The organism is Amycolatopsis rubida, from assembly GCF_900115345.1.
Lineage (GTDB): Bacteria > Actinomycetota > Actinomycetes > Mycobacteriales > Pseudonocardiaceae > Amycolatopsis > Amycolatopsis rubida.
This window is the reverse complement of the sequence record NZ_FOWC01000006.1, coordinates 374346-401309: the sequence shown is the minus strand read 5'-3', so window position 1 is coordinate 401309 and position 26964 is coordinate 374346. Positions and strand designations below refer to the sequence as shown.

The 26964-nt window shown below is 69.3% G+C and carries 24 protein-coding genes; 11 read left to right on the top strand and 13 right to left on the bottom strand.

Features of this window, described 5'->3' with window-relative positions:
- Positions 1-1065, top strand: coding sequence for a Nickel transporter NicT (gene nicT / locus BM362_RS24605; RefSeq protein WP_483073386.1), 1065 nt, complete (start codon positions 1-3; stop codon positions 1063-1065).
- 811 nt (positions 1066-1876) lie between these two features.
- On the opposite strand, the gene BM362_RS24595 is transcribed toward nicT, so the two are convergent.
- On the bottom strand, positions 1877-2839 hold the full coding sequence (locus tag BM362_RS24595) for a LysR family transcriptional regulator (protein ID WP_093574688.1): 963 nt from the start codon (positions 2837-2839) through the stop codon (positions 1877-1879).
- 115 nt (positions 2840-2954) lie between these two features.
- Here BM362_RS24595 and BM362_RS24590 point away from each other — a divergent pair, with 115 nt between their 5' ends.
- From BM362_RS24590 to BM362_RS24580, 3 genes are read left to right on the top strand one after another with little or no spacing between them, the layout of a single operon-like run.
- Positions 2955-3935, top strand: coding sequence for a dipeptidase (locus BM362_RS24590; RefSeq protein WP_067588247.1), 981 nt, complete (start codon positions 2955-2957; stop codon positions 3933-3935).
- A complete protein-coding gene (locus BM362_RS24585) occupies positions 3932-4432 on the top strand; it encodes a VOC family protein (RefSeq protein ID WP_093574687.1) in 501 nt (166 codons plus the stop codon). The genes BM362_RS24590 and BM362_RS24585 overlap by 4 nt, the downstream gene beginning before the upstream one ends.
- Positions 4429-5778 (top strand): MFS transporter, encoded by a 1350-nt coding sequence (locus BM362_RS24580; RefSeq protein WP_067588253.1) that lies wholly within the window; start codon positions 4429-4431, stop codon positions 5776-5778. The genes BM362_RS24585 and BM362_RS24580 overlap by 4 nt, the downstream gene beginning before the upstream one ends.
- Positions 5779-5912: 134 nt before the next feature.
- Here BM362_RS24580 and BM362_RS46915 read toward each other — a convergent pair whose 3' ends face one another.
- Positions 5913-6335, bottom strand: a complete 423-nt coding sequence (locus tag BM362_RS46915; RefSeq protein ID WP_143132477.1) for a hypothetical protein — start codon at positions 6333-6335, stop codon at positions 5913-5915.
- Between the two features lie 523 nt (positions 6336-6858).
- On the bottom strand, positions 6859-6999 hold the full coding sequence (locus tag BM362_RS47605; RefSeq protein ID WP_161269793.1) for a hypothetical protein: 141 nt from the start codon (positions 6997-6999) through the stop codon (positions 6859-6861).
- Positions 7000-7625: 626 nt separating this feature from the next.
- Here BM362_RS47605 and BM362_RS24570 point away from each other — a divergent pair.
- Positions 7626-8555 carry a PaeR7I family type II restriction endonuclease gene (locus BM362_RS24570; RefSeq protein WP_093574685.1) on the top strand — a complete coding sequence of 310 codons (930 nt, stop codon included), beginning with the start codon at positions 7626-7628 and terminating at the stop codon, positions 8553-8555.
- Between the two features lie 249 nt (positions 8556-8804).
- Here BM362_RS24570 and BM362_RS24565 read toward each other — a convergent pair whose 3' ends face one another.
- The 4 genes from BM362_RS24565 to BM362_RS24550 all read right to left on the bottom strand — a co-directional run bounded on the left by BM362_RS24565 (position 8805) and on the right by BM362_RS24550 (position 13341).
- Complete coding sequence (locus BM362_RS24565) at positions 8805-9512, bottom strand: PaeR7I family type II restriction endonuclease (protein ID WP_093574684.1); 708 nt, start codon at positions 9510-9512, stop codon at positions 8805-8807.
- Positions 9502-11172 (bottom strand): Eco57I restriction-modification methylase domain-containing protein, encoded by a 1671-nt coding sequence (locus BM362_RS24560; RefSeq protein ID WP_093574683.1) that lies wholly within the window; start codon positions 11170-11172, stop codon positions 9502-9504. The genes BM362_RS24565 and BM362_RS24560 overlap by 11 nt, the downstream gene beginning before the upstream one ends.
- Before the next feature lie 269 nt (positions 11173-11441).
- Positions 11442-11684, bottom strand: a complete 243-nt coding sequence (locus BM362_RS46910; RefSeq protein WP_143132476.1) for a hypothetical protein — start codon at positions 11682-11684, stop codon at positions 11442-11444.
- 1213 nt (positions 11685-12897) lie between these two features.
- Complete coding sequence (locus tag BM362_RS24550; RefSeq protein ID WP_093574681.1) at positions 12898-13341, bottom strand: enediyne antibiotic chromoprotein; 444 nt, start codon at positions 13339-13341, stop codon at positions 12898-12900.
- 207 nt (positions 13342-13548) lie between these two features.
- Between BM362_RS24550 and BM362_RS24545 the strand changes: the two genes are divergently transcribed.
- Genes BM362_RS24545 through BM362_RS24535 form a run of 3 tightly spaced genes read left to right on the top strand, consistent with a single transcriptional unit; the run spans position 13549 to position 16300 of the window.
- On the top strand, positions 13549-14232 hold the full coding sequence (locus BM362_RS24545) for a GNAT family N-acetyltransferase (RefSeq protein WP_167545418.1): 684 nt from the start codon (positions 13549-13551) through the stop codon (positions 14230-14232).
- Between the two features lie 17 nt (positions 14233-14249).
- The gene (locus BM362_RS24540; RefSeq protein ID WP_067588269.1) at positions 14250-15839 is read left to right on the top strand and encodes a (2,3-dihydroxybenzoyl)adenylate synthase; all 1590 of its coding nucleotides are present in this window, start codon (positions 14250-14252) and stop codon (positions 15837-15839) included.
- Positions 15836-16300, top strand: a complete 465-nt coding sequence (locus tag BM362_RS24535) for a PaaI family thioesterase (protein ID WP_093574679.1) — start codon at positions 15836-15838, stop codon at positions 16298-16300. Before BM362_RS24540 ends, BM362_RS24535 begins: the two co-directional genes overlap by 4 nt.
- Here the strand turns inward: BM362_RS24535 and BM362_RS24530 are convergent.
- Positions 16275-16733, bottom strand: coding sequence for a VOC family protein (locus BM362_RS24530; RefSeq protein ID WP_067588604.1), 459 nt, complete (start codon positions 16731-16733; stop codon positions 16275-16277). The genes BM362_RS24535 and BM362_RS24530 overlap by 26 nt on opposite strands.
- Positions 16734-16816: 83 nt before the next feature.
- Between BM362_RS24530 and BM362_RS24525 the strand changes: the two genes are divergently transcribed.
- A complete protein-coding gene (locus tag BM362_RS24525) occupies positions 16817-18256 on the top strand; it encodes an MFS transporter (RefSeq protein WP_067588277.1) in 1440 nt (479 codons plus the stop codon).
- Between the two features lie 4 nt (positions 18257-18260).
- Complete coding sequence (locus tag BM362_RS24520) at positions 18261-19115, top strand: thioesterase family protein (RefSeq protein WP_093574678.1); 855 nt, start codon at positions 18261-18263, stop codon at positions 19113-19115.
- A 20-nt stretch (positions 19116-19135) separates the two neighbouring features.
- Here BM362_RS24520 and BM362_RS24515 read toward each other — a convergent pair whose 3' ends face one another.
- The 4 genes from BM362_RS24515 to BM362_RS24500 are packed head-to-tail and all read right to left on the bottom strand — an operon-like array spanning position 19136 to position 23945.
- Positions 19136-19546 (bottom strand): VOC family protein, encoded by a 411-nt coding sequence (locus BM362_RS24515; RefSeq protein WP_067588281.1) that lies wholly within the window; start codon positions 19544-19546, stop codon positions 19136-19138.
- Positions 19543-20853 carry a cytochrome P450 gene (locus BM362_RS24510; RefSeq protein ID WP_093574677.1) on the bottom strand — a complete coding sequence of 437 codons (1311 nt, stop codon included), beginning with the start codon at positions 20851-20853 and terminating at the stop codon, positions 19543-19545. The genes BM362_RS24515 and BM362_RS24510 overlap by 4 nt, the downstream gene beginning before the upstream one ends.
- Before the next feature lie 26 nt (positions 20854-20879).
- Positions 20880-22265, bottom strand: coding sequence for an NAD(P)/FAD-dependent oxidoreductase (locus BM362_RS24505; RefSeq protein ID WP_244287271.1), 1386 nt, complete (start codon positions 22263-22265; stop codon positions 20880-20882).
- Positions 22266-22286: 21 nt separating this feature from the next.
- Positions 22287-23945, bottom strand: a complete 1659-nt coding sequence (locus BM362_RS24500; protein ID WP_067588287.1) for an FAD-dependent oxidoreductase — start codon at positions 23943-23945, stop codon at positions 22287-22289.
- Positions 23946-24044: 99 nt separating this feature from the next.
- Here BM362_RS24500 and BM362_RS24495 point away from each other — a divergent pair, with 99 nt between their 5' ends.
- Positions 24045-25346: a condensation domain-containing protein gene (locus BM362_RS24495; RefSeq protein WP_167545417.1), complete on the top strand. Its 1302-nt coding sequence runs from the start codon at positions 24045-24047 to the stop codon at positions 25344-25346.
- A gap of 55 nt (positions 25347-25401) precedes the next feature.
- On the opposite strand, the gene BM362_RS24490 is transcribed toward BM362_RS24495, so the two are convergent.
- Positions 25402-26760: a cytochrome P450 gene (locus tag BM362_RS24490; RefSeq protein WP_067588290.1), complete on the bottom strand. Its 1359-nt coding sequence runs from the start codon at positions 26758-26760 to the stop codon at positions 25402-25404.
- Positions 26761-26964: the final 204 nt, after the last annotated feature.

The window sequence follows — 26964 nt, the reverse complement described above, 5'->3', positions numbered from 1 at the left end:
GTGTCCGTCGCCGCCATGGCCGGATTCATCTTGCTGCTCAACGGCATCGGCTGGGGCGTGCTCAGCGTCGCCGTCGCTCCCGCGCACTACGACCTCGGCGGCGGCGCGGTGTTCGGCATGGGGCTCGGGATCACCGCGTTCTCCCTCGGCATGCGCCACGCGTTCGACGCCGATCACATCGCGGCGATCGACAGCACCACCCGCAAGCTCCTGGCCGAGGGCACCCGGCCGCTCTCGGTGGGATTCTGGTTCTCCCTCGGCCACTCCACCGTCGTGTTCGTGCTCTGCCTGCTGCTGTCGGCGGGGGTGCGGGCGTTCGCCGGGCAGATTGCCGACAGCTCCTCGGCCCTGCACCACGCGACCGGGTTGATCGGAGCCTCAGTGTCCGGGGTGTTCCTGTGCGCCATCGGGTTCCTTAACGCGGTCGTCCTCGTCGGCATCGTGAAGGCGGGCAGGCGGCTGCGCGCGGGTCACGAGACCGAGGCCGAGCTGGAACGGCGTCTCGACAACCGCGGTTTCGTCAATCGCGTCCTCAACGGCGCGACCACGGCGGTGCGCAAGCCATGGCACATCTACCCGGTCGGAGTCCTGTTCGGACTGGGCTTCGACACCGCCACCGAGGTCGCGCTGCTCGTGCTCGCCGCGGGCACCGCGGCTTTCGCGCTGCCCTGGTACGCGATCCTGGTCCTGCCGATCCTCTTCGCCGCGGGAATGACCCTGTTCGACACCACCGACGGCTGCCTGATGAACTTCGCCTACCGCTGGGCCTTCACCCGGCCCGCGCGGAAAATCTTCTACAACCTCGTCGTCACCGCCCTCTCCGCGGCAGCCGCCCTGATCATCGGCGCGGTCGAGCTGGCCACCGCGCTCGCCGCCGGAACCGGGGCGGAAACCGGTCCGCTGGCCGCACTCGCCCGGCTCGACCTCGACGACGTCGGATTCGCGCTGGTCGGGCTGTTCGCCGTGACCTGGATTGTCGCTCTGCTCGTCTGGCGCTTCGGCAAGATCGAGCAGAGATGGTCCGCGCACCGCTCCCCCGGCAGCACCACGGACCGGCGGCGATGACTGCTCAGTTCGCTGGACCGAGGAGCGGAGCAGACTCCGGCCAGCTTTCCAGGCCGTCGCCTGGCACACGCGCAGCCGCAACAGTCAGCCCGACGAAACCCGCTGCCGCCGAGCGGGCGCATCGTCCGGCACTGTCCATGACCGTCGTTTTTCAGGAGCAGTACCATCTTTGGTTCCGCCAGCGTCGGCCGCACGGCGTAACGAGACCGCGCCCGCCGCGGACCGGTACCGGTTCCTCTCCTCCGCTGCGGGGCTGGCCCGGATGCCGCTCGTGTTGGTCTGCAACGGCCCGCAGGGGTGCGCCGGTCGCGCGCCGACGATCGCCGCGACTTGCTCCGCCGCGCACCCGCAGTAGCAGGTGCCGTGCGCGGACGGGAGGCACCGCACTGCGGGCGAGGTCGGCGATATCGGGCCAGGCCAACAGGTACGGATCCCGATCGGCCGCCGGGAGCGGCCCGGGGACAAGATCGCCGCGCGATGCCGCGAACCGCATCGGCGAGCCTGAGTTCGCGGCCAGGCTCGTCCAAGCGGAGACGTCGCTCCGCGAGGCGTGGCCGCCGATCCTCGGCCAACGCCCCCGATCGGATCCGGTCGCGAACAGAATTCCGCGCCCGCCAACGCGAGCGGGCCGTGCGCACGGCCTGGATCCGCCCGGTCGAACAGTCGTAGCGCAGCGGGCCACGGCGCCATTCCGCGCCCGGTGAGTTGCCTGACCTGCCGCCCGGCGGGGCGGCCGCGTTTCCCGTATTCCGCTCGACAGTCCCAGGGCGGGAAGTCCGCGTTTCCGGGAACGCCCCTCAGGAACTCACGATCACGGGTCGGGTAACAACCCTGCGTCGTTGCCTGCGGACAGGAGCTTTTGCGGGGAGTCGCCGTCCGGGGCGGTGGCGAAGCATGTCTGCGCCGCGCGCAGGAACTTCGCTGCGAGCGGATCGGTGTGTTCTTCGGAGACAGCGACGAAGAGCCGGGAGACCGCGCCCTCGTCCGCGATGTGCCGGTAGACGAGCCCCGGGGGGTGGTTGGTGCGTACGGAGGCGGGCACGATGGCCACGCCCATCCCGCTGCCCACCAGGCCCAGGGTCGTGGTGAAGGCCAGCGCTTCGAGGGGGTAGCTGAGATCGATCCCGGCGGCCGCGGCCAGTTTCGCGATGACGTCGGACATGGCGGGCGCGACGGCGCTCGGGAGCACGATGAATTGTTCGCCGGCCAGCGCGGCGAGGCGGACTCGCCGGCGCCGGGCGGCCGGGTGCTCGCGGGGCAGTGCGAGCAGCAACGGCTCGGTGAGGAGGGGGAAGAGCCGCACCGAGGTCGCTTGGCTGGTGTCCCGCACCAGCCCGACATCCAGGTCGCCCTGAGCGACGGTGCGCAGCTGTTCCAGTGTCGGCATCTCCTGGAGCTGCAGCTTCACCTGCGGGTTCGCCCGTCTGAACGGCGCGACGATCCGCGGGAGCGTGCCGAAGGCCGCGGACGGCACGAAACCGATGCGCAATCGGCCTGCTCGTCCGGAGACGAGGTGGTCGATCCGCTCCGCGGCTCGGGCGTGCTGCGCCAGCAGGGCTTTCGCCTGCTCATGCACGGCGCGGCCCACGGGAGTCAGTCGCACGGACCGGGTTGTCCGCACGAGCAGTTCCACGCCGAGGCGGCGCTCCAACGCACGCACCTGCTGGCTCAGCGCCGATTGGCTGATGTGCTCCCGGGCCGCGGCACGCCCGAAGTGCAACTCGTCCGCGACCGCCGCGAAGTACTCCAGCTGACGCACGTCCCAGTGATCCATCTGCGTTCCTAATCAATCGATCAGCAAAACGGACTTCAACTTATCGATGGCCGGCCGCATCCTCGGTGCCAGGGGCACACTCCGGGCTCCGCGAGTACTCACCGGAAGGCAGGGCATGACGCAACCGCTGCTGATCGACGGATGCGAGATCAACAATTGGACGCCGCAGGTCATCGATGACCTCGCCAAGGGAGGCGTGGGCGCGGTACAGGCCACCTGCGCCGTGTGGGAGGACGCGCGCGGTACGCTGGACCGGCTGATGGGCTGGCGGCAACGGTTCGCGCAGTACTCGGACCGGCTGGTGCATGTCCGCTCTCCGGACGACATCCGCGCGGCCGCGGACAGTCATCGGCTCGGGGTCTTGCTGGGGTTTCAGAACACCGCACCGATCGAAGACGACCCCCGCCTGCTGGACCTCTATCACGAGCTGGGTGTTCGGGTGGTCCAGCTGACCTACAACGTGCAGAACGCCGTCGCCGCTGGTTGCCTGGAGCCGCACGACTCTGGTCTTTCGCTGTTTGGCCGCAGGGTCGTGGAACGAATGAACGCCTTGGGAATGCTGGTCGACTGCTCGCACGTGGGCGACCGCAGCACCCGCGAGGCGGTCGACGCCTCGAGCGACCCGATCGCGCTGACCCACACGAATCCCCGCTGGTTTTGCGATCATCCCCGCAACACCCCCGACGACATCCTCACGGCTGTCGCCGACCGCGGCGGCGTCGTCGGTGTGACCACCTACCCCACGTTCATCGGCGGCCCGCAGGTCACGCTGCGCCAATTCTGCACGATGGTGGCGACGCTCGTGGACCAGATCGGGGTGGACCATGTCGCGCTGGGCAGCGACTTGTCCCGGGAGTGGACCGATGCGGATCTGGTCACGCTGCGCAACGGCCGGCTGAACCCGGACCCGGAGCCGGCGCGCTGGCCTCGCTGGCAGGACTGGTTCGGCACCGCCGCGGACTTCCCGGTCCTGCTGGACGGTCTGCGCGCGGTCGGCTTCGACGAGCCGGCCCTCGCGGCTGTCGCGGGAGGAAACTGGCTCCGGCTGTACGACGCTGTGTTCCGCGAAGGGGCGACCGGAGGGACTCGGTCATGAGCCTGGCCCTGGGCCATGTCGGCTACACCGTTTCCGACCTGGACGCCGCGATAGCCTTCTTCACCGAGCACTTCGGCTTTGTCCTGCGGCATCGGCAGCTGCAGGACAACGACTACACCAGAGCCACGGTGGGAGTCCCCGATGCGGTGGTCGACAACGCCATCCTCACTCCCGCCGGCCATGTCGACGGGTGCGAGCTACAGCTTCTGCAGTACGTGGTACCGGCCCTCCCGGGGGCCTTCGCACCCGTTGCCCAGCCAGGTTCGGCTCACCTGGCGCTGGAAGTCACCGACCTGGCGCAGCTGTACCGCCGAAGCTCCGCAAGCGGCGTGCGGTTCACCTCCGCACCCAACCGCATCGACTCCGGCCGCAACGCAGGCGGCCTGATCGCCTATGCGCTGGGGCCGGACAACCTCCGCATCGAGCTCGTCCAGCGTCCCCAGTCCGGCACCCCGGCGAGCATCGCACAGCAGCGGGGCACACAGGAGGACCGATGAACACCGAAGCTGACTCCGGGACAGAGCTCACCAGCCAGACCCGCGGACAATTGATCCGCGCTGCCGTCGCCGGCAATTTCGCCGAGTGGTACGACTTCGGCGTTTACGGGGTCGTCGCTTCCTCGGTAGCGGCACACTTTTTCCCGTCCGGCGACCCGACCACGGCGCTTCTGAGCACCTACGCGGTTTTCGCGCTCACCTACGTGAGCCGGCCGCTGGGCGGCCTGGTAGCCGGTTGGATCGGCGACACCTGGGGACGCCGGGCGTCGTTGACCATCACCATCGTCCTCATGTGCACCGCCACGGCGCTCATCGGAGTGCTGCCTACCTACGCCGCCATGGGCGTCGGCGCACCCGCTCTGTTGCTGGCCTGTCGACTGTTGCAGGGCCTCGGCGCCGGCGGAGAATACGGCTCGGCCGCCAGCTTCCTCTACGAGCACAGCTCTCCGCGCACCCGCGCCCGCAACATCAGTTACCTCGTGGCCAGCACCTTCCTCGGGGTGCTCGCCGCTGTCGGAGTGGCGAGCTTGACCAGCGCCGTCCTGGGCAACGCCGCGTTTGACGCCTGGGGGTGGCGCATCCTGTTCCTGCTCGCGTTGCCGCTCGGCGCGATCGGTATCTACGTGCGCTTGCGGGTCCAGGAAACTCCCCAGTTTCGGCAACTCGCCCACGCCCGAGGAAGCCGGAACCAGCGGGCCACGCCCATCCGGGACGCCTTTGGGCAGCAGTGGAAGACGATGCTCGTGTTCTTCTTCGTGGTCGCGGTATACGCGCTGATCACGCCGACCGTGTCCTCGTACTTCACCACGTTCCTGAAGGGCCCCGGGCAGATGTCCAGCAGCGATGCCTACAGCATCACCCTGATCACGGACGGCATTCTGGTAGTCGCCGCACTGGCGGGCGGAAGGATCATGGAACGCGTCGGGTTGCACCGGTTGATGGTGGGAGGGGCAGCTTTCGTCGCCGTCTTCAGCGTCCCGGCGTTCGTCATCGCCGCCCAAGGATACGTGGGCGGGATCGTGGGCGGTGTCATCCTGGCGACCGGCAAGGGGATGCTCGCCGTCCCGGCGGCGCTCGCGATCGCGTACATGTTTCCGACCGAAACCCGGGTTACCGCCGGATCCTTCGCCTACAACGCCACCGTTGTCCTCTTCGGCGGCAGCGGGCCGCTGCTTGGCGTCTGGTTGAACTCGCAGGTGGGAAGCGAGTACGTCTTCGGGGTCTACCTGTCGGCCGTCGCGCTCGTGTCCGTCATCGCGGCCTCAGTCGGGCGACTCCGGCTGAAGCATCCGGCCGGATCCGTCTCAACGCTCCCGGCCGAGGGCGACGCGGTCGCCCCGTCATGAGGGCCGAGCCGCCCAAGAGGGTCCCGAGCGGCCTTCGAGAGTGGCCGCTCGATCACGCCGGAGGGCTTGCAGCCCCGCCAGCGGGACTGGGGTTGACCCGCTTTGACCGACAGGGCCGCTGAGGTCAGGTCAGGCTACGTGACGCGTGGTTGTTTCGTTGCTGGCGGGGCTGAGGCAGCCTTCGATGTCTCGAAGACCGCTTTGTGCGCGGCGGCGCGGGCGGGCCAGTCCCGCCGGTCGAGCAGTTCGGCTTTGCTGATCGCGAAGAACGATTCGGCGACCGTGTTGTCCCGGCATTGTCCCTTGCGTCCCACCGATAACCGTACGCCTTGCGTCGGCGAGCGCGTTGGACTGGGCGGAGGCGTACTGGCAGCCGCGGTCGGACCGAAAACCACTCCGGGTTCGGGGCGGTGCTGGGCGAGGGCGGTGCGCAGGGCGTCGGCGACCAGCTCGGTGCGCAGGTGATCCGCGGTGGCGCAGCCGACCGCCCGGCAGGAGTCCAGGTCGATGACCGCGGCCAGCCTTCCCAGGCGGGGATGTAGGTGTCGTCCCCGCACCAGCGGGTCTCGATGCTTGTTGCGGTGCAGGAGAAATCACGCTTGATGAGGTCGGCGGGCAAGGTCGCTGCGGGGCCGGGTGTGGTTGTGGTCCGCCACCGTTTCGGGGTCCGCCCCGCCAAGCCCGCGGTGCGCGAGAGCCGGGCGATCCGCTTGCGGAAGTGCCGCCGTCCGCGGGCGCGAAGTCCAGCGTGAACCCGGGGTGTTCCGCAGGCACCGTCCCGGCTCGCCGTGGAGCGCGAAGATCTCCTCGGTCAGCTGCGCGTCATCGCGTTCGCGCTGGGGAGGGTGGCTACGCGGTGGGCGGCTCGGGAGAGCTTGAGCAGTTCGCCGGCACGTTTGACGTTGCCGCTGCCGGCGTTCACCGGGTCTCCTTCGCGAAGAAAGCCGTCGCTCGCCTGAGGATCTCCACGTCCTCCGACAGGCGGCGGTTCTCCCGCCGCAGCCGGGCCAGTTCGGCCCGTTCGTCGCTGGTCAGACCGCCGCCGGTGCGGCTCCCGGCGTCGCGTTCGGCCTGTTTGACTCACTCGCGCACGCCGGTCTCGGTCAGGTCGAAGTCCTTCACGATCTGGCCGAGACCGGTCGCCCCTTGGCACAGCTCGACGATCTCGGCCTTGAACTCCGGCGTGAACGAACGACGAGGCCGAGGCTTCCTCCTGCCCATGGCCTCCATGATGGAACGTCCTTGCGCAGGGCGTCAGCCCTGATCTTGGATGTCCGTCGAAACGGGTCAGGCCCAGTCGTCGGTTCATGCGGCTACGTGCCGCGGCCGGCCGAACCGGCACAGGCGGACACAGTCTGCGTGGCGAGGCCCGGGGTTCTGGACCGTCTCAGCTGCGGCTGGCCTCGGGCCCCTGTCGTGTCACACGACTACAGATCTGCCGGGAGAACGGCATCACGGCCCGGTTGACCAAGCCGCGGTCGCCCACGACGACCGGGAGCGGCGACGACACGAGAGCACGGCCGGTCCATGCCCGCTGCGAGAGCTGGTATCGGCGTAGGTCGCGTCGGAGCATCACGAGGCAGGGCGCGAAAAGTTAATCCACTGTCCACGACGACCGCCCGGCGTCGAAGCAAGCCGACATGGCCATCCCGCCCCTGTGGCTGATCCGTCGGCTCCCGGCCGTCACCACGCAAGCACGTCATCGCGCGCTGCGCTTGCACCGCGCGCGCACTCACGACGCCCGACTCGACCAGATCACCTTCGAACTCGGCCGGGTCGGGTTCGGGCCAGCATCTTCGGTAGAGTCCGCTAATCACGAGCGATAGGCCTTGGGGGTAGTTCGCGGCATGACACCTGAGCAGCATGCTGAAGTGGAAGCGGCGATGCGTTCTTTCTGGGAAGTGCGAAGCAAGGCGCGGGATGCGCAAACCAGCCGTGGCGTGGCCGAACCCGGCGAACGAGCTGGCGTCACGGCAGGCGGGCACCTCGACCATGTCGCTCACATGCTTGCCAACGCATGTATCGCAGCCGGCGCAGCACCGACTAACGTCTACTACAAAGCCCCAAAAGAGGTCACCGACAGCAGTGTCGTGGCACCCGGCTCCATCTCCCCCGGATTCACCCTTCCAGGCTTCTACCGGCCTACCAAGATGTGGGATGTCGTGGTTCGAGCCAACAAACGACCTATCGTGGCGATCGAACTCAAGAGCCAACTGGGGCCCTCCTTCGGAAATAACGCGAACAACAGAGCCGAAGAGGCCATCGGTACAGCAACCGATCTAGCCAAGGCAGTCAAGAATGGACTACTGCCCGAAATGCCATGGATCGGCTATGTTTACGTCATAGAAGACGATCCTGCATCAAACGAAAAAAGCAGCGGGAAGCGGGATCGAATCCTCCACCCCAAGGACGAAATATTTAACAAAACATCTTATCAGGATCGAGTTCGAATTCTGTGCCGCCGCTTAAAAGAGGAACGCGTCTACGACAATACGTGGGCAATCGCAACAAAAAGGCCGTACTGCCCAAACGAGCATGCCACGAAAAGCGTCAAGGAAAGCACTCCGTGCTCGTATTTTACCAAGAAATTTAAAGATCGAAACCACGTGCATGAATTCGGCTTCAAAGAGCTTGATCAAGAACTCATCGGATACTCCGGATTCATCGACTCCCTGACGGCAGTCGTTCGACACCACTGCTCCCTTGACCGGAAGGAGAACCACTTCAGGGAGAACTGGGATCCGCGCGCGCCCACCTTATACGATCAGACCGAGTAGCAGTCTTTGGCCACTGATCTGACATGCACAGACACCAAATATCTACCGAGCAACCCTCCATGCATCCGATTTAGCAGACTTTTGACTTGAAAACCGGGCAACGGTCAGCGTGCGGCCACGCTTTCAACTTACCCAAGCTCCGGCACCCGCATATCCCGACACCACCCCTGGGCTGCCAGTTCGACAATGGACCGCGTGTCGACTTGGCCAGCACATTCAACGTGCCATTGCCACTTATGCGGTGATCATCTACTCGTCCCGCAGAGCCTGGACCGCGAACTTGACCCGCGATTCAATCTGCATCGCCAGCGTTTCTGCTGTGGCTGTGGAAATCGGCTCGTCGTAGCCGACAGTGCCATCGTCATTCACCCATGTTCTGACCATCCAGCCCGCCTGATAAAGATTCCTAGCGATCAGTCTCTCGATGGCTTTTCCATATTGACTGGCATATGAAAATGGCACGAACTCAGGGTCGAGAGGGAAATGCTTCGACCGCACTCCGTTGCGACGCCGGGGCTCGCAGTCACGATTGAACGTCATGCACCATGCGGCCCAGACTCCGAGTTTACCGAAGTTCTCGCTAATGTCCTGCACGGTTTTCGCATCAACGACACTGCCAATGGCTTCCTCAATGCGATTATTCGCGTTGTTTCCCGGACTATTCTCCTGAGACTTAAGCTCCACGACGCCTACCAGATGACCCTTATGAAGTGCCACAACATCCCAGTTCTTCGACCTCCGGAAGTAGCCCGGGATCACCGTATCTGTCGTGACTTCGTCTTCACTGAGGCCGGCGTCTATGAACATCTGACGCACGAACACAGCAAGCGATTGCATGTGCTTGGCGTCGCGAGCCTGGGCACCGATGCCCGATCGACCTTGAGCATCGAGTTTCGCAACTGCCGCACTCTTAGCCTTCCACCAGTTAACCAGAAGAGGCATAACATCAGGCGACATCGGTGCCTCCACCTTCGTCGAGCTCGTACTTCGCGGGGTCGATTCCATAGACCTTCGCTGCAACAGTCGTCGCCAAAGTGACGTCGCGGGCTTTGAATGCCCGCCGCAGCTCATCAGCGTCGTCAGCGTCGATCATGGCCGGGTCAGGAACGCGAATGCGCTTGAGGTACTGAGCTTGGAACCGCAGGGTTCCGCCGCGCATCCGCACGCAGTACGCCTCGATGAAGGCCTGCGCGATCCGGGACAGCAGGATCCCCCCCAGAACCTCCATGTCCCACGTGTCCGAAACGACATAGTAGAGGTTGTGGTGCGGGTAGTGCCTACCGTTTTCCAGAACCGGGTGGATACGCGCCTTCATATCCTGCAGCAGCAGCTTCGGCCTGCCGATGATTGAAGCGTTCACCTTATCGATGGTGCGATGCCAACTGCCAGGGTTTTTTTTCGCGACGAATCGATCTTTGATCGCCGGGTACGCGCTCAGATGGGCGGCGAGACGCGGGTAGTCGGCAAGATCGACGAGGTTGCCCTCAGCGTCCCACGGGTTCACCAGGTAGTTGCCCTGCCACTCGAACGAACCCGACATCAGGTCTCGCCGCATCGCGAGCGGCAGCATTCGGGACTCCTCCGCCGCGTCAGCGTCCTTTGTGACGTATGCCTTGTCGGCACCAGTGGCGATACCAATGGAAACGCGCGTACCGGTGGCCGCGTTGTGCAGCGAAGCGAAGCCGTCGTTGAGCCGTTCGATCAGGGCCAGGCGCGCCGGCGAACCGGTCGGCCACATCTCACCAGACGGAAACCAATGGGGAAGGCAGTGGGCACGAACTCCAGTGTCGGTGAAGTGCGTCAGAGATTCGTCACGCGACCACTTCACCAGCGCCTGCGCCGAAGACTCGCCGAACGCAGCAGTCGTGTCCGCTACGACCGCCGTGCCCTGCGGGTGATTGGCCAGCACCGTGATCGCCGGGTAGGCTGAGACTTCGGACTCGAACGCGTCAACGTCATGCATAGTCCAGACGTGCTGGACCGAATACCGGGACGACACCAGGTCCCGCAAGACCCCGCCGTACTGGTTCCGCATCCAGCGGTCGGCACAGATGAAGCCAACCCGGCCGCCAGGTTTCAGCATCGCGAGGCATCGCTCGTAGAAGCCCACGTAGATGTCTCCACGACCCTTCATCGTCTTCCAGGCGCGGCGATACTCGGCCGCCGTGCTGACGTCCAGATCGTCGTAACGGATATACGGAGGGTTGCCGACGGCGACATCCGCGGCCAAGTCGTCTACGCCAGGCAGCAGGAAGTCCTGCTGGCGCACCCAGGTCTTCGCGAGCCCGTCAGCTGTGCCCTTCGACGCGCCTGCGGCCGCCAGCAAGTCACGGCAAAGGCGACGAGCGGTCTTCACGTGCTCCGGCTGCAAGTCATACGCACGGACGGCGTCGCCGAGCAGCGCCAGGTCTCGGCCTCGGGCTTGCGCCGAGGAGATCAGACGTTCGACCGCCGGGCCGAGGAACGCCCCGGATCCGCACGACGGTTCGAGCAGATGCAGCGAGCCGAGGTCGCGATCGACGGTGTAGCCGGCGAGGTCGAGCAGCACGTCGACAACCCAGCGACGAGTGAAAATCTCGCCGTAGTTGATCGTCGGTACAGAAGCGGTCACGGTCACCCCGCCACTCTAGAGACGACCACTGACAGTTCTGCGGCCGACACGACGGGGACGGGTCTCCCGGCCGTCAACCACATGAACGCCTCACCAGCTGAGGCACCTTTCGACCGAGCAGTGATGTAACTCATAGTCACGACCTGCGTCGACTTGGCGGTAGAGAGTCGTCAGCCGCGCGCCAATGAACCGGCCAGCGTGCTCGCACAGGTTGGATAACGCCACATGCCGATACGGCCCTTACCCGGCGTCAGAGCCCCCGCGCGCACAGCCAGTCAGGCCCGGACGAACCCCACCGCAGATCTCCGCCGTTCAAGTGGCGATTTGGAGGCGTGCCGGTAGCGTGCAACTCGCCCCACGGACACACGCATTAACCCCACGGGGGGACGGATGGTCACAACGACCATCCGCTCTTTCGCGTCATAGACCAGCTCCACGCCGATTTCCACGTACAGCTCTTGCAGCCGGGCCGGGCTCGCGCTGATCGCATCCGCCAGTGAGTCGGCCAGCGCTTCCACATCCGCTCTCCCCAGCTCTGAACCGGCCGGAGTCCTCGCCAGCTCCTCTGCCGCCGCGGCGCGTTCTTCCCTCGCGCGGTTCAGCGGTTCGATCCGCGCTTCCAGGTCCGCACCGGGCTCGATGGCCTGCGTAAGCCTCGCCAACCGGGTCTTGGCCTGGGCGGCCGCCGCTGAGCATCCGCCGTGCGTTGCGGGTTGATGTTCACCTCGCCGGCGACGCCCAGCATCGCGTCCACAGTTGTGTCACGTTGATCCTCCGAGAACGCGTCGTTGATACAGCTGTTCAACGGCCCGAGCAACACCGCTTCCGGCAGGTAGATGTTCTTCGGGTGATCCGGGAACGAGCATCCGGGCGTCCCTTGGCGTTCCCTCCGCTTGCGCTTGCAGCGACCGCACCGGACTCGCCCGCGAAACGCGTACGTCGCCTTCGGTCCTCGCGCCAGCTTGCGCGACCAGACAACCCGGTCGGCCGACGCGCGCCGGAACCGCGTCACTCCAGAATTGACCGGATCGTGCTGCTCTGCCGCCCATCCGCGAGACGATGCGCGCCGAGGGACACGGAATCCCGTCGCGGTTCAACCCGTTGGCGATGCCACACCGTGCCCGAGGCGGCAGAGGGCTTTCGGTTGCGCACCCCAGCGATCGAAGAGGGGACGGCCGCCGCTGGCCGGTGGAGCACCTGAACGGCAACGACGACCGGGCCGCGATCACGGCTGCGCAAGCTCGGGTGCGGCAAACCGGCCGGACGCTCGGCACTTACCGCCGTCTCGGGTTCGCGCGCTCCACCGGAGAAGACATCAACCTGCCCCAGCTGCGCCAGTTCGCCCCACGCCCAGCTCGGCGCCGCACCGGCCGCGGGCGTTGCCGGACTCGTCGGGGGTACACCTGTCCGATGAGGAACAGCGACTGACCGAACCGTTGACACATCTGGGAACCGGACTGCGGTTCACCTGCTGAACGCACAACGAAAAGACGGAATCCGAATGACTGACCCGGCGGCGAAGGGCAGCAGCGCGGCACAAACCGGACCTGTCCCCAAGCCGGCTCGCGGAGTCCTCCGCCGCCCGTCAGCTCCTGAACCCGATACCGCGATTCGGAGATTGCCGCGGCCTGGTACCGATTCGCGCGCAGCGGTTCCGTGCCGCGCTCGGGATTGCGGGCAGCGAAGCGGGGCTGTGCGGCGCGGTTCGGGGACCGCGCCGCACAGTCATTGTCAGGTGAACGAGATGACTGCGCTGGCTCCGGTCTGGTGGTCCTGGGTTATGCCGATCCGGCAGGAGACCTTGGTGCAGTCGACGGTGCTCACCGGGCTGCCGGTTTCCGGGTCAGTGCCGGTGAACTGGGTGTGCACGGCGAGCGACTGCTTCACGGTTCCGGAGGAGTCGGACTTCACCTGAGTCAGTGTGTCGTTGTTGCAGAGGATCTTCGAGTCGACCGTGGCGCACTGGCCGACGAAGGCGTTCGTGTCGGGGTGGAAGCCGGTGCCGGTGGCGGCGACCTGCTGGCCGTCCGCCAGGCCGGTCGCCGGGGCCACCGAAACCGCGGGGCCGGCCGCCGACGCGGGGACGGAGCCGAGGACGGCCGCGGCCGCCGCGGCGGCGAGCAGACCGGCCGCTTTCACCGGCAGGGGCAGATGTTTCTGACGATCGCGAAACATGCGGGAGAAGCTCCTTTCACAAGGGACAGAGAGGTTCTTGATCAAGAACGCCGACGGTGATTTGGCAACATTCCGCCGATGTCGGCAAACAGCAACGGTGACAGTCCGGTCACCAGCTGTCAACGGCTCGAATCCCGTTGCGGGCGAACGTCTTCCCCGTTTGCACAGTGCTGGCCCACCTGCGGCGGACGGTTCTACCGTGTCCGGGTGCCTCAGCTACCGCCGCCGCCGGACGACCTTCCCCGGCTCGAAATCCGCGAACTGCGCAAGACCGAACGGCTCGCCGCCGCCGGGCTCACCGCCCGCGCGATGCGCGACAACCCCACTACGTACGCGATGTTCGGGGCGGAGCCGCTCGACCGGCTGGCCGGGATGCAAGCGGTGTGGACCGCCTTCTTCCACCGGCAGGCGCCCCCGCAGCTCGGCGCGTTCTACCGCGGCTGCCTCGTCGGCACCGCTGCCGCGAGTCCGCCGGGACACTGCATCGGCACCACTTTTCCCGGCGACGCCGCGAAAATCACCGCCGGGGCCGCGCCCGCCGCCGGCGATCCGGCGATCGGCGACTACGTGCGCGCCCACTACGTGCTGCACGACCTCGCCGCACCGCACTGGCACGTCGGACCGGTCGGCGTCGAACCGCGGTTCCAGGGCCGCGGCATCGGCGAATCCCTGATGCGCGCGCTGATCGACATCATGGACGCCGACGGCAGCGCGTCCTGGGGCGAGACCGACACCGAGGCCAATGTCCGCTTCTACCGCGCGCTCGGCTGGAATCTCGACCGCACCGTCACCGTCAGCGGCATCGACCTGTGGTTCCTCGGCCGGACCGCGCCCGGCGCGACGGCCGGGCGTGCAACTGCCGGTCCTCCGCAGTCGATCACCGCAAGCTGACCGGGAGGGGACCGCCCATGCTGGCCGGAGCACAGCCGTGGCCGCCGGAATTCGCCGCCCGGTACCGCGCCGAGGGCTACTGGACCGGAGAGACACTGGCCGACCTCGCGCGGGGCTGGGCACGCCGCGACGGCGCGAGGATCGCGGTCGTCAGCGGCGACCGCCGCGTCGGGTATGCCGAACTGGACCGGCGAGCCGACGAACTCGCCGCCGGGCTCGCCGAACTCGGCCTGCGTCCCGGCGACCGGGCCATCGTGCAGCTGCCGAACACGGTCGCGTTCGTCGAAGTCGCGTTGGCGCTGTTCCGACTGGGCGTCGTGCCGGTGTTCGCGCTGCCCGCGCACCGCGCACTGGAAATCGGCTGCTTTGCCGAACTCACCGGCGCCCGCGCGTATTTCGGGCCTGCCGAGCACGGCGGATTCGACTACCGGACACTGGCCGGAGAGGTCAGCGCGAACGCCCCGGACCTCGAATTCGTCGTGACGGACGGAGATCCGGGCGCGTACCGCCGGCTCGCCGACATCTCCGCCCCGCCGCGGCCGCTGCCTTCGCCGCGCGGCGAAGACGTGGCGTTCCTGCTGTTGTCCGGCGGCACGACCGATGTGCCGAAGCTGATCCCCCGGACCCACGACGATTACGCCTGTCAGCTGCGCGCCTGCGCCGAAGTGCTTTCGGCGGGCGAAAACAGCGTGTATCTCGCGGCGCTGCCCGCCGGGCACAACGCCGCGCTCGGCTGTCCGGGCGTGCTCGGCACCCTGCGCGCGGGCGGACGCGTGGTGCTCAGTCCGACGCCGAGTCCCGACGACGCATTGCCGCTGATCGAGGCCGAAGGCGTCACGCTGACGACGCTCATGCCGGCACTTCTGCCGGTGTGGTTCGAGCTTGCCCCGCTGTTCGGGGCCGATTTGAAGAAGGTGCTGCTGGAGGTCGGCGGCGCGGCGTTGCGCCCGGAGCTCGCGCGGGAGATGACCGATGCCGGCTGCCGGATCACCCACTGGTTCGGGATGGCCGAGGGCGTGCTGTGCTGCACTCGCCCCGGCGCCCCGGCCGCCACCGTCGCCACCACCCAGGGCACTCCCCTGTTCGCCGCGGACGAGCTGCTGGTGGTCGACGACGACGGAAACGCTGTCGTACCAGGCGAAGAGGGCGAACTGCTCTACCGCGGTCCGTGCACGTTGCGCGGCTACTACCGGGCCGACGCGCACAACACGCGATCGTTCACCCCGGACGGATTCTTCCGTACCGGCGACCTGGTGCGGCTCACCCCGCGCGGTGAGCTGCAAGTGACGGGACGGATCAAGGACATCGTCAACCGCGGCGGCGAGAAGGTCGGCGCGCAGGAGCTCGAAGCGCTGCTGGAACGCCACCCCGGGGTGGCGGCAGCAGCGGTGGTCGCGGAACCGGACCCCGTGCTCGGCGAACGGATCCGCGCGTTCGTCGTGCCCGCCGCGACACCGCCGAAACTCGAAGAGCTGCGTACCTTCCTGCACGAACAGGGCGCGGCGGCGTACAAACTGCCGGACCGGCTTGACGTCGTCGCCGGCCTTCCGATGACCGGCGCGCACAAAACAGACAAGAAACGGTTGCTGCGGGAGGCTCGTCCATGACCGTGCACAGGCTCACCGGGACGACGCATCGGGAAACCCACTGTTTCGTCTGCAGTCCCACCAACGAATCCGGGCTGCGCATCCCCTTCGACTACGACGACGTCGCGAAGGTCGTGCACGCCCGGTTCAGCTTCGGCGAGAACCAGTCCGGCGCGCCGACCTTCGTGCACGGCGGGATCGCGCTCGCAGTGCTGAACGAGGCGATGGCCTGGGCGGTGGTGAGCGAAACGGGCGATTTCGCCGTGGCGGCCTCGATGACGACGGACTTCCGGCGTCCTCTGCGCATCGGCTCCGGTTACTCCGTGCGGGGCACCGTGCTCTCCCGCGACGCGGGGCAAGTGCGCGCCGAAGCGACGATCGCGGACGATTCCGCGCGTGCGTGCGCGCACGCGGAAGCGTGGTTCCGCGTGCTCTCGGCGGCGACCGCCCAGCGGCTCAAAGCCCGGGTCGCTCGGCCTTGATCTCGCTCCATCCCTCGTCCAGTTCGACAGTGTCGCTCAGGTGCTGCCAGAACGTCCATTGGTGCCCGCCGGGATCGGTGACCATCGCGATCCGCGCGCCGTAAGGCTTGTCCTCCGGAGCGACCCCGTTGACGCCGGCCGCGCGAATCCGTTCCCACTGCGCGTCCACATTGTCGACGTACACAATGCACATGTGCCCCACCGGACCGGGCACGCCCTGTTCTGCCCAATAACCCGGATCCGCGCCGTGCAGGGAGACCGGCGCGTCGCCCGCTCGCATTTCGGCTTCGCGCACGATGCCGCCCTCGTCGGCGTACCGCGCGACCTCGGTGAATCCGAACGCTTCGGCCAGCCATTCCAGCGCGGCCGCCGCGTCCTCGTAGTACAAGTACGGGCCGATCCCGCGGAATCCGGCATTGTCGTTGCCTGCCATCTCGATTCCCCCGGTCGTTCGTTGCGGCGGCGTCGGTTCCGCCGCCACTATAAGGCAAGCCGATCTCCTCTGGAGGGACTGTCATGGCCGAAAGCGGACGGACACCCGCGGGGAAACCCGCGCGCAACGGCGCCGTGCTCGCAGTCGCGTGCCTCGCCCAGCTGATGGTCGTGCTGGACGTGTCCATCGTGAACGTGGCATTGCCGAGCATGCGCGACAGCCTCGGGCTCAGCCCGGCGGGCCTGCAGTGGGTGGTCAACGCCTATGCCGTCGCCTTCGCCGGTTTCCTCCTGCTCGGCGGCCGGTTCGCCGACCTGTTCGGCCGCCGCCGGATGTTCCTGTGCGGGCTCGTGCTCTTCATCGCGGCGAGCCTCTTCGGCGGTTTCGCCCAGAACGGCACGTGGCTGGTCGTCGCCCGGGCGGTGCAGGGCCTCGGCGGCGCTGTCCTCGCTCCGGCCACGCTCACTGTGGTCACCACCGGATTCGCCGATCCGGCCTGGCGCACCAAGGCCATCGGCGTCTGGAGCGCGACCGCCGCCGCGGGCGGCGCGGTCGGCTCGGTGATCGGCGGCGTGCTCACCCAGGCGGCGGGCTGGCAATGGGTGCTGTTCGTGAACGTGCCGCTCGGCGCGATCATCCTGCTGCTCGCCCTCGGGTCGCTCACCGAGTTCGTCCCCGGACGCGACCGGGGCAGGCCGGACTTCGCCGGCGCGGTCACCGTCACCGCCGGGCTCGCGGCGGTCATCCTCGGGGTCACCCAGCTCGAAGGTCATTCGTGGGGCGCGCCCGCGGTGTTCGTCCCGCTCGTGGCTGGCGTGCTGCTGCTCGCGGCGTTCGCGGTCGCCGAAACCCGGGCGCCGCGGCCGATCGTTCCGCTGGGCATCTTCCGGCGCGGGAACGTCGGGCCGGCCAACCTGTTCGCCGCGCTCGGCGGCGCCGGCACGGTAGCCGTGTTCTACTTCGTTTCGCTGCTGCTGCAACGGGTCTTCGGCTACGACGCGCTGCGGGCCGGCCTCGCTTTCCTGCCCATGTCGGTCGCCATCGCCGCGGGCACCGGGATCTCCACCAAACTGCTGCCCGCCCGGGGGCCGAAGCCGCTGCTCATCGCGGGCGGGCTGGTCGCGACGGCCGGGACGGCGTGGCTGGCCCAGTGCCCCGCCGGCGGCGGCTTCGCGGCCGACCTGCTCGGCCCCACGCTCGCCATCGGGCTCGGGATGGGCCTGGTGATGGTGCCGGTCACCGCCGCGGCGACGTCCGGGATCGAGCCGGCGGAAGCGGGCCTGGCGTCCGGGATCATCTCCACCACGCGCCAGTTCGGCGGCGCGCTCGGACTCGCCGTGCTCACCGCGGTCGCCGCGACCACCACGGCGGGCCGCACCGGCCCGGCGGCCGAGACGCTGACCGCCGGGTACACCCGGGCGATGCTCGTGGGCTGCGCGCTGCTGCTCGCCGGAACACTCGTGGCTTTCCTGCTGCCGGGCCAGGCGGTGCCCGCCGAGCGGGCGTCCGCGGCGACGGAGTGACGGCGTGGGAGACCTGGCCGAGGACACCGCACTCGCCGAACTGCCCGCGGAACCCGGCGAACATCGCTTTCGGGCCGAGCTGAGCCGCGACTGGGACCTCATGGGCCCGAACGGCGGTTATCTCGCGGCGATCGCCTTGCGCGCGGCGGCCGCGCACGCCGGGCAGGCGCTCCCGGTCAGCCTGTCCTGCCAGTTCCTCGCCCGGCCGAGATTCGGGCCGGTGCACGTGCGGACGGAGGTGCTGCGGGCGTCGCGACGCGCGACCGCCGTGCGAGTGCGGATGGAGCAAGGAGCCGATCGACCGGTGCTGGAAGCGCTGGTCTGGGCGGCGCAGTCCGGTCTGGCCGGGCCCAACGCGGACTGGACGCCCGCCCCGCGGGCTCCCGGGCCGGACGGCGTGCCCGATCTGCGCACCCATCTCGCCGCCGAAGGACGCGGAGTCCCGGCCTGGCACCGGAACGTGACCCTGCGCGAGATTTCCGGGCGCACCGGCGGGGCGGACGGCGAGCCCCGGGTGCGCTGCTGGGCTCGGTTCGAGCCGCGCCGGCGCTTCGACGACTGCTGGGTCGACGCCGGGCGCTCGGTGATCCTGCTCGACAGCCTGCAATGGCCCGCCGTGATGAACGCGTTCCCCGAGCGGGAAACGGTGCTGTTCGCCCCGAGCATCGACCTCTACGTCGCGTTCCACGGATCCGGCTCGGACAGCGAATGGCTGCTGGTGGAAACGACCGGGACCGCCGCGCACCGCGGGACGTTCCACGGCCGCGGCTCGGTGTGGACGCGGGAGGGCAGGCTGCTGGCGTCGGCCGGGCAGCAGATGCTCGGCACCGCGGTGCGGGAGCGGGCGGACCGGCTCTAGCCGGTCCGCCCGGCGACCGGTCACGCAGGCGGCGGAACCGGCACCGTGCCCGGCTGGTAGGTGCCGATCACCCACACGTTGCCCTCGGGGTCCCGCGCGGCGTAGCCGCGGGACGCGCCGAAGTCCTCGTCTTTCAGCTCGCGCACGATCTCCGCTCCCGCGGCCGCCGCGCGGGCGTGGTGCGCGTCCGGGTCGTCGACCACCAGGTACGTGCCCGCCTGGCCGATCTCGGTCGCCAGCCGCGGCCCGTCGCCCGCCGAGTTGACCATCACGGTGTCGCCGCGCCAGCCCAGCTCGGCGTGCACGACGCTGCCGTCCGGGCCGGGCACGCGGAAGTTCTCGGTGAACCCGAAGGTCTCCTTGAGCCAGTCGATCGCGGCCGCGGCGTCCCGGTAGAGCAGACACGGGAAGAAGGAAGATTTCTCAGTCATGGCAACGATTTTAGAGTCCCGGACGGGTCCGGGACAGGGCGTGCGACCGGCCACCGCGCGGGCAGCCGCGCCGGGGTGCGGAACGACGTGTTGGGCACGTCGCCTGCCGCATCAGCCGGTTCGAGGCGCAAGTCCGGGAAGCGGCGGGCGAGTTCCTCGACGAGCACGCGCACCTGGAGCCGGGCGAGGTGCGCGCCGAGGCACACGTGGTCGCCGTCGCCGAAGGTCAGGTGCCGCCGGGCGCCGGAGCGGTGCGGGTCGAATTCGCCGGGACGGTCGAAGGCCCGTTCGTCGCGGTTCGCCGAGGCCGTGACGAGCAGCAGGTTCGCCCCGGCGGGCAGGTCCGCCCCGCCGAGTGTCGTGGCGTGCCGGGCCCGGTGCCGCCAGGACACCACCGCCGGCCGGTAGCGCAGCGTTTCTTCCACCGCGCGGGCGGCCAGCCGCGGGTCCGTGGCCACGGCGGCCCAGAGGCCGGGACGGGACGCCAGTTCGCGCACCGCGTGCGCGGCGGCGCCGGCGGTCGTTTCGTGCGCCGCGGTCGATCCGTTGAGCACCAGGGACCGCAGGTAGTTGTCGGAGAACAGCTCGGGGTCGCGCCGCTGGGCGCGCACCGCGTGGCCGATCCAGCCCGGAGGAAAGCGCTGTTCGCGCAGCCGGGCCACGAATCCCCCGGTGTACTCCCAGTACCGGCCCAGCGCGTCCGCCGACCGCTCCTGTTCCTCCTCGGTGGGCTCGCCCCAGGTGAACCGGGCCTGCGACACGGAGAACTCGTGCACCGCCGGGATGTCCTCGGCGGGAATCCCCATGAACGCCAGGATCACGTGCGAGGGCACCGGCCACAGCAGCTCCGCCATCAGGTCGGCGTGCCCGCGCTCGGCGAACCGGTCGATGTGCCCGGCGGCGAGCGCCCGGATCCGCGGTTCCCACGCGTTCACCCGGGCCCGGGTGAACGGCCGCGCCAGCGCGCGGCGGCGCTGTCGGTGCCCTGGCTCGTCCTCCACCGCCAGCACCGGGGCTCCGGCGAACCGGTGCCGCACCAGCGCCCGCAGCGCGCGCCGGCCCGGCGGCCGGATCGAGTCCATCGCGTTGGCCGCGGAAAACGTCGCCGCGTCGGCGAAAACGCGCTGCACGTCGGCGTAGCGGGTCACGATCCAGTGGTCGATGCGCGGGCTGTAGAACACCGGCCGGTCCGCGCGCGCCGCGGCGAGCGCCTCCGCCGGGTCCTCGTGGTAGGCGCCGCTGAACGGGTCGAAGTCCTCGTCGGCGGCGGAGGTGAACGGGCACCCCGCCGGTTCGTCAGTGCGCACGCTGCCGTCCTTCCCGGCGGCCGCCCTCAGCAGGCGACCAGCGATTCGAATTCCGCCCTGCTGGGCCCTTGCGCGCGCGGTTCCGGCACGGCCGTCTCGCCCAGCCTGCGGGTGACCCGGCGGACGACTTCCCGGTCCGAGAGCAGCTGGGCCGGGGTGATCAGCAGATGCGCCATCCGGCCCAGCCCCCGCCCCACGACCTCGTCCTCGCTCGCCATCGCCTCCATGCCCGCCATCAGCCGGGCGAACGGATCGCGCGTGTCCTCGTGCCGGGCGCCGCGCAGCCCGGCCTCGATCCTGGCGACGCCGGTCCGGTCCGCGGCCAGCTGCGCCCGGAACCACACGCCGAGATGCCGTTCGGTCCACGCGCCGAACCCGGCGACGTAGCCCGCCGGATCGCCCTCGGCCTCCCCCGCGCTCCGCGCCAGGTGCTGCGCGTGCATCATCGCCATCGCGGCCCCGCGGCCGTAGGTGGGATTCGTCTGGATCGCGGCGTCGCCGATCGAAACCAGCCCGCCGATCGCCGGGCCGTCCGCGGCGGGCATCCGCTGCCAGCGGTTGTCGATGCCGGACATGCCGTCCACGCCGCCGCGCGGCACGCCCCGTTCGGCCCAGCGCGCGGTGTGCGGCACCGCGGCGACGAACCGGTCCCACACCCGCGGATCGCGCAACGCGTGCCGCAGCCGGTCTTCGGTGGCGAAGGTCAGCGACAGGGAGAACGTGTCGTTGTCCCCGGGGAAGACCAGTGCCGCGGCGTAACCGAGGTGCAACGCCAGCGGCCGGTCCATCGGCGGCAGCTCGCGTCCGGGGCTGAGCCGGTAGTGCCGGCTCAGGTACACGAATCCGCAGTGCTGCGTTTCCGGCGGCGGCAGCCGCGCGCGGAGCATCCGGCGCAGCACCGGCGAGCGCCGCCCGGAGGCGTCCACCACCAGATCGCTCCCCAGCCGCCGGCCGTCGTCCAGTTCGACGCCGCGCACCAGCACCGACTCGCCGCTCCGGTCGGCCCGCAGGCCGGTCACCCGGCGCCCCAGCACGAGTTCCACGCCCGACCGGCGCTCGACGGCCCGCCGCAGCACCGCCTCGAACACCGGGCGGCGCGCGGCGAGCGCGTACTCCGCCGGTTCGCCGCGGCCCGCGTCGAACCGGTTCACCGGCGTCTTGCGGACCCCCGCGGCCAGCAGTTCGGCGACGAGCGCCGGTTCCTCTTCCAGCAGCACGCCCACCGCGCGGCCGAGGAACTTGTGCGAATGCCGGAACTGCGGCACCCCGGGCCGCCGCCACGACGCGAACACCTCGTCCGCGCCGCCCTCGGGCCGCGCCGCGTCGCGCTCCACGAGCACCACCTCGTGCCCGCGCCGGGCCGCGAACAACGCCGCGGACAGACCGGCGATCCCGGCGCCGACGATGACCATCCGCACCACGTCGCGCCCTCCTCAGCCCGCGGCGGTCCTGGCCAGCACTGTCGCCAATGCCCGGCCGAACTCCGCCGCGGCGTCCGCGGACTCCTCGTCCGCCCGCCACGCGACATACCCGTCCGGGCGCACCAGCACCGCGGCCCCGGGCTCGAGCCGGTAGCGCCGCAGCATGCTCCCGGTGTCGTCGGTCAGGTCCCCGCCGAGGCTGTAAGCGGGCAGCGGCACGTCCAGCGTCCGGGCGGCCTCCTTGGCCGCGGCGAGCCAGCCGGAACCGGGCGAGCCGACGAACAGCACGTGCCCGCGCCCCGTCAGGTCCAGCACGGACATCCGCGTGCCGTCCTTGTCCACGAGCACGTGCGGGGCCCGGCTGCCCGGCTCCGCGGTCGCTGTCGCCGGGTCCTCCAGCAGCGTCTGGCGCCCGCGTTCCGCGCCGGGCACCGCGGCCGAGGCGACCCGGTAGCCCAGGTGCTCCCACTGCGCCGGGACCTCCGGCGGGAACGGGTACTTGCCCTGCAGGTGCGGGGCCATCCGGTCGGCCAGCCGGGCGAGCTGGCGGTCCGCGGTGGACTCGCCGATCTCCTGCCGTTCCGCGGCGTACCCGTCGAGCAGCGCCGGACCGGCGTGCCCGTGCAGCACCGCGGCGAGCCGCCAGGCGAGGTCGTGGCCGTCCTGCAGCGCGGTCGCGCCGCCGAGCCCGCCGGTCTGCGGCATCACGTGCGCGGCGTCGCCGGCCAGGAACACCCGGCCGCGGCGCATCTCGTCGGCCACCCGGTGCGCGATCACGAACGTCGACTGGTCGGTGATCTCCACCTCCAGCTCCGGCGTCGCGGTCGCGACGCGGATCAGCTCGACGCAGCGCTCGTCGGTGAAGTCCTCGTCGCGGTCGCCTCGCTCCGGGTAGTAGTTCACGCCCAGCAGGTGCGCGCCGGAGACGCCGAAGACCTCGATCGCGTTCTCCAGATACGAGTACAGGCCGGAGAAGTGCTCGTTCTGCAGGTAGGTCAGCAGCGCCTTGCGCCCGGCCAGCAGGTCGTCGAGATCGGCATTGAACAGGATGGTGCGGCACCGCCACAGCTCGCCGAGCCCGTGCGTGCCGATCCCCAGCTGCTCGCGCACCGGGGCCTGCCAGCCGTCGGCCGCGACGAGGTAGTCGGCCTCGACGGCGAACTCCTCGCCCGAGCCCAGGTCCCGCACCCGCGCGCGCACCTGGTCGGCGTCCTGTTCGAAGGATTCGAGGCGGTGGCCGAAAAGCAGCTCGGCGCCCTGCTCCTCGGCAGTCGCGCGCAGCACGGATTCGATCTTCGACTGGGGCAGCGCGCCGAACGCGGCGGGCGTCATCGACGCCAGTTCCTTCATCACGTCGTCGCCGCCGACGAGCAGCTCGACCTGGTTCTCGTCGCGCAGGTCGCGCCCGATGGTGATGGTGGCCTCGGCGGCGAAGTCGAGCACGTTCGCGGCCGCGATCCGCTCCGCCAGGCCGGGGATCTGGCGGAGCAGTTCCATGCTGCGGTGCACGATCCCGAACGCTTTCGGCTGGACCGAGGTGTCGGGATGGCGCTCGACGAGCGTGACCCGGATTCCCCGCCAGGCGAGGAAGAGCGCGGTGGTGAGTCCGGCGTAGCCGGCACCGACTACGAGGACGGAAGTGCGCCGGCCGGCCGGCGTGGCATCAGACATAGCTCATCAGTACCACCGCGCGGGCCGCCGATGAAGCGTTCAGGTTGGCGGGCAACGACTTCGCCGGAATCGCCGCACGCTCCGGCTAGACTCCGGGAAATGGGCACTGCGCATTTCCCGGCCTCGATCGGCCAGCGGCTGGTGTGGTTTCTCGAGCATTACCGTTCCGAGACTTCCTCGGTCAACTGCCCCGCCACCTTCCGGATTTCCGGAAGGCTTTCCGAAGACCTCCTGCGCGGGGCGCTCGCGGACCTGGTGCGCCGGCACGACGCCTTGCGCACCACGCTTTCCCGCGACGGCCGGAACCTCCTGCAGCACGTGCACGACGACCGCGGCGGCCGCGCCGCACTGTCGGTTGTGGACGTTTCCGGCGGCGAGGAGGAGATGCGCGCGCTGCTGCGCGCCGAACAGGCGGCCGGCCTCGACCCCGGGCGCGAGCCGGTGCGCACCAGCTGGTGGCGGCTGGGCCGCGAAGACCACGTGGTGTGCGTGAACATGCATCACCTCGTCTCCGACGCGTGGTCCTGCGGCATCGTGATCGCCGACCTGATCGCGCTGCTGGGCGGCCGCCGCCCGGATGCTCCGCCGTGGCAGTACTCCGACTTCACGACCTGGCAGGCCGGCCAGGAGAAATCCGGGAAACTGCGCGCACACCAGGATTTCTGGTGCGAACAGCTCGACGGCATGCGGCTGGCTCCGCTGCCGTGGCTGGCCCCGGAGGGCTCGCCCCGGCCCTCCCCCGGGCTGGAAACCCTTTCGCTGTCCGCCGAAACCGCCGGCGGGCTGCGCGAGTTTTCGCAGCGGAGGCGGCACACGCTGTTCTCGGTGCTGCTCGCGCTGTACTACCTGCTGCTCAACCACGAAACCGGGCAGGACGACCTCGCGGTGGCGTCGTTCTTCGCCAACCGGACCCGCCGCGAGGTGACCTCGACCGTCGGGTTCTTCGCGAACATGCTGGTGCTGCGCGCGAAAGTCGATCCGGACCGGCCGTTCGCCGACCTGCTCGGCACGACCCGCCGCACCGTGCTCGACGCCACCACCCACCAGGCGGTGCCCTGCCAGATGCTGCCGATGTCGCGGCTGCAGCGGACACCGGGACGGGTCAACGAGGTGGTCTTCCAGATGCTGCCGGACCGCAAGCCCGGTTCGTGGTCGCCGATCGATTCCGGCACCGGGCTGCGCATCGGCACGTTCCGCCCGGACCACGGCCTGAGCCGGTTCGGGCTCAACCTCACCGTGATCCCCCGCGAGGACCGGTTCGACGTCCGGCTCTCCTACGACCGCAACCAGCTCGACCGCGAGTGGGTGCGCGGGCTGCTGCGCTCGTATCGCGTGCTCGCCGAGGGGATGCTCGCCGCGCCGGACGCGCCGGCCGCGAAGCTGGCCGCCGCGCTGCGCTGACCCGGCCGCGAAAAAGGGGACCTGCCCGCGCAGGTCCCCTTTTTTCCTCGCGTGGTCACCGTTTTCCGGGGATCACCAAGCACCCTTCGGACGGCGTCAGCAGCACGTGCGAGCCGCGCTGCTGCTCGGGCGGCGCGCCGGCGCGCGTGCGCAGCCGGACCCGCTTGATCACCTCGGGGATCACCGCCTTCATCTCCAGCATCGCGAACTGCGCGCCAAGGCAGTGCCGCCGTCCGCCGCCGAAGGGCAGGAACGTCCCGCGCGGCAGGTCGGTGTCCAGGAACCGTTCCGGGCGGAACACCTCCGGGTCGTCGAACGACGCCTCGCGCCCGTGCAGCAGCGGCACCGACGGCGCCACCCACCAGCCGGCCGGGATGTGATAGCCGGCCAGCTCCAGATCGCCCGACAGCGCCCGCGGCATCACCGGGACGATCGGGCGGGTGCGCAGCGTTTCGTTGATCACCGCTTCCAGGTACTTGTCGTCCTTGTCGACCTCCTCGACGAGCCGGTCGTGCACCCGCGGATGGCGCACCAGCCGTTCGAACACCCACGCCATCGCGGTCGCGGTGGTCTCGTATCCCGCCTCCAGCAACGTCATCAGCCCGTCGCGCAGTTCGAGGTCGGTCATCTTCTCGCCGTCGTCGTCGGACGCGCGCAGCAGCTGCGACATCAGGTCGGTGCGCTCGGCGATGTCCGGGGCGGCCCGCCGCCGCTCGATCTCGTCGTAGAGGATCCGGTCGACGTCGGCCCTGGCCACCGCGAACCGCGCGGCCGCGCTGCCGGGGATCTTGCGCAGCATCGATTCCAGGCCAGTCCAGGCCGCGCGGGACAGCACGAACGCGACGGTCTCCATCCGCGCCGCGGCCGCGGTGAGCCGGGGCAGCATCTCGCGCAGCTGCGCGACCCGCTCCAGGTCGTGGATGCCGAACACCACGCGCAGGAGCACGTCCAGCGCGATCACCTGCATCCGGGGCCGCAGCACCAGTTCCTGTTCCAGGGTCCACCGCGCCACCTCCGCCGCGGCGATCTCGGCGATCTGCTCGCGGTAGCGCTGCAGGTAGCGCGCGTGGAAGGCGGACCCGAGCAGTTTCCGGTGACGCAGCCAGCTTTCGCCGTCCTCGACCAGGATCGAGTTGTCCCCGACCATGCGCTGCAGGAAATCCGCCCGGGTCTTGCCCGCCTCGCCGACGCTGCGGTCGGTCGCGAAGACTTGCCGGGCCAGCTCGGGGTTAGCCACGTAGACGATCGGCGGCATGCCGACGAGCGTCACCGTGAAGATGTCGCCGAACTGGCGGTGCAGGCCGTCGAGATAATCGATCGGGTCCCGGACGAAATTGCGGGTCTGGCCGAATTTCGACGCGGCCGGCCCGGGCGGGGCCGAGACACCGGCCGGGGACGTGTGCACTGAGGTCATGGAGTTTCCGCTTCCTCTGCAGGGGCGCGGCCGGACGCGAACCGCGGCAAACAACCGGTGCTGAAGGTAGAACACCCGCCCGTCCCCGGAAAACCGCGCGGTGTGCAACTGCTGATTGTCCCCAGTCGGGCAGCCGCGCCGATACGCTGGCCTCTCCTGGTCCGCGCTCTTTCGCTTGCCAGTTCCCGTTTTCCCGCGCCGAAA

Coding starts and splice junctions, on each gene's coding strand:
- BM362_RS24595 (WP_093574688.1), bottom strand. CDS start 2,839: ATGGATCACTGGGACGTGCGTCAGCTGGAGTACTTCGCGGCGGTCGCG.
- BM362_RS24590 (WP_067588247.1), top strand. CDS start 2,955: ATGACGCAACCGCTGCTGATCGACGGATGCGAGATCAACAATTGGACG.
- BM362_RS24585 (WP_093574687.1), top strand. CDS start 3,932: ATGAGCCTGGCCCTGGGCCATGTCGGCTACACCGTTTCCGACCTGGAC.
- BM362_RS24580 (WP_067588253.1), top strand. CDS start 4,429: ATGAACACCGAAGCTGACTCCGGGACAGAGCTCACCAGCCAGACCCGC.
- BM362_RS47605 (WP_161269793.1), bottom strand. CDS start 6,999: ATGGGCAGGAGGAAGCCTCGGCCTCGTCGTTCGTTCACGCCGGAGTTC.
- BM362_RS24570 (WP_093574685.1), top strand. CDS start 7,626: ATGACACCTGAGCAGCATGCTGAAGTGGAAGCGGCGATGCGTTCTTTC.
- BM362_RS24565 (WP_093574684.1), bottom strand. CDS start 9,512: ATGTCGCCTGATGTTATGCCTCTTCTGGTTAACTGGTGGAAGGCTAAG.
- BM362_RS24550 (WP_093574681.1), bottom strand. CDS start 13,341: ATGTTTCGCGATCGTCAGAAACATCTGCCCCTGCCGGTGAAAGCGGCC.
- BM362_RS24540 (WP_067588269.1), top strand. CDS start 14,250: ATGCTGGCCGGAGCACAGCCGTGGCCGCCGGAATTCGCCGCCCGGTAC.
- BM362_RS24535 (WP_093574679.1), top strand. CDS start 15,836: ATGACCGTGCACAGGCTCACCGGGACGACGCATCGGGAAACCCACTGT.
- BM362_RS24530 (WP_067588604.1), bottom strand. CDS start 16,733: ATGGCAGGCAACGACAATGCCGGATTCCGCGGGATCGGCCCGTACTTG.
- BM362_RS24525 (WP_067588277.1), top strand. CDS start 16,817: ATGGCCGAAAGCGGACGGACACCCGCGGGGAAACCCGCGCGCAACGGC.
- BM362_RS24515 (WP_067588281.1), bottom strand. CDS start 19,546: ATGACTGAGAAATCTTCCTTCTTCCCGTGTCTGCTCTACCGGGACGCC.
- BM362_RS24505 (WP_244287271.1), bottom strand. CDS start 22,265: ATGGTCATCGTCGGCGCCGGGATCGCCGGTCTGTCCGCGGCGTTGTTC.
- BM362_RS24500 (WP_067588287.1), bottom strand. CDS start 23,945: ATGTCTGATGCCACGCCGGCCGGCCGGCGCACTTCCGTCCTCGTAGTC.
- BM362_RS24495 (WP_167545417.1), top strand. CDS start 24,045: ATGGGCACTGCGCATTTCCCGGCCTCGATCGGCCAGCGGCTGGTGTGG.
- BM362_RS24490 (WP_067588290.1), bottom strand. CDS start 26,760: ATGACCTCAGTGCACACGTCCCCGGCCGGTGTCTCGGCCCCGCCCGGG.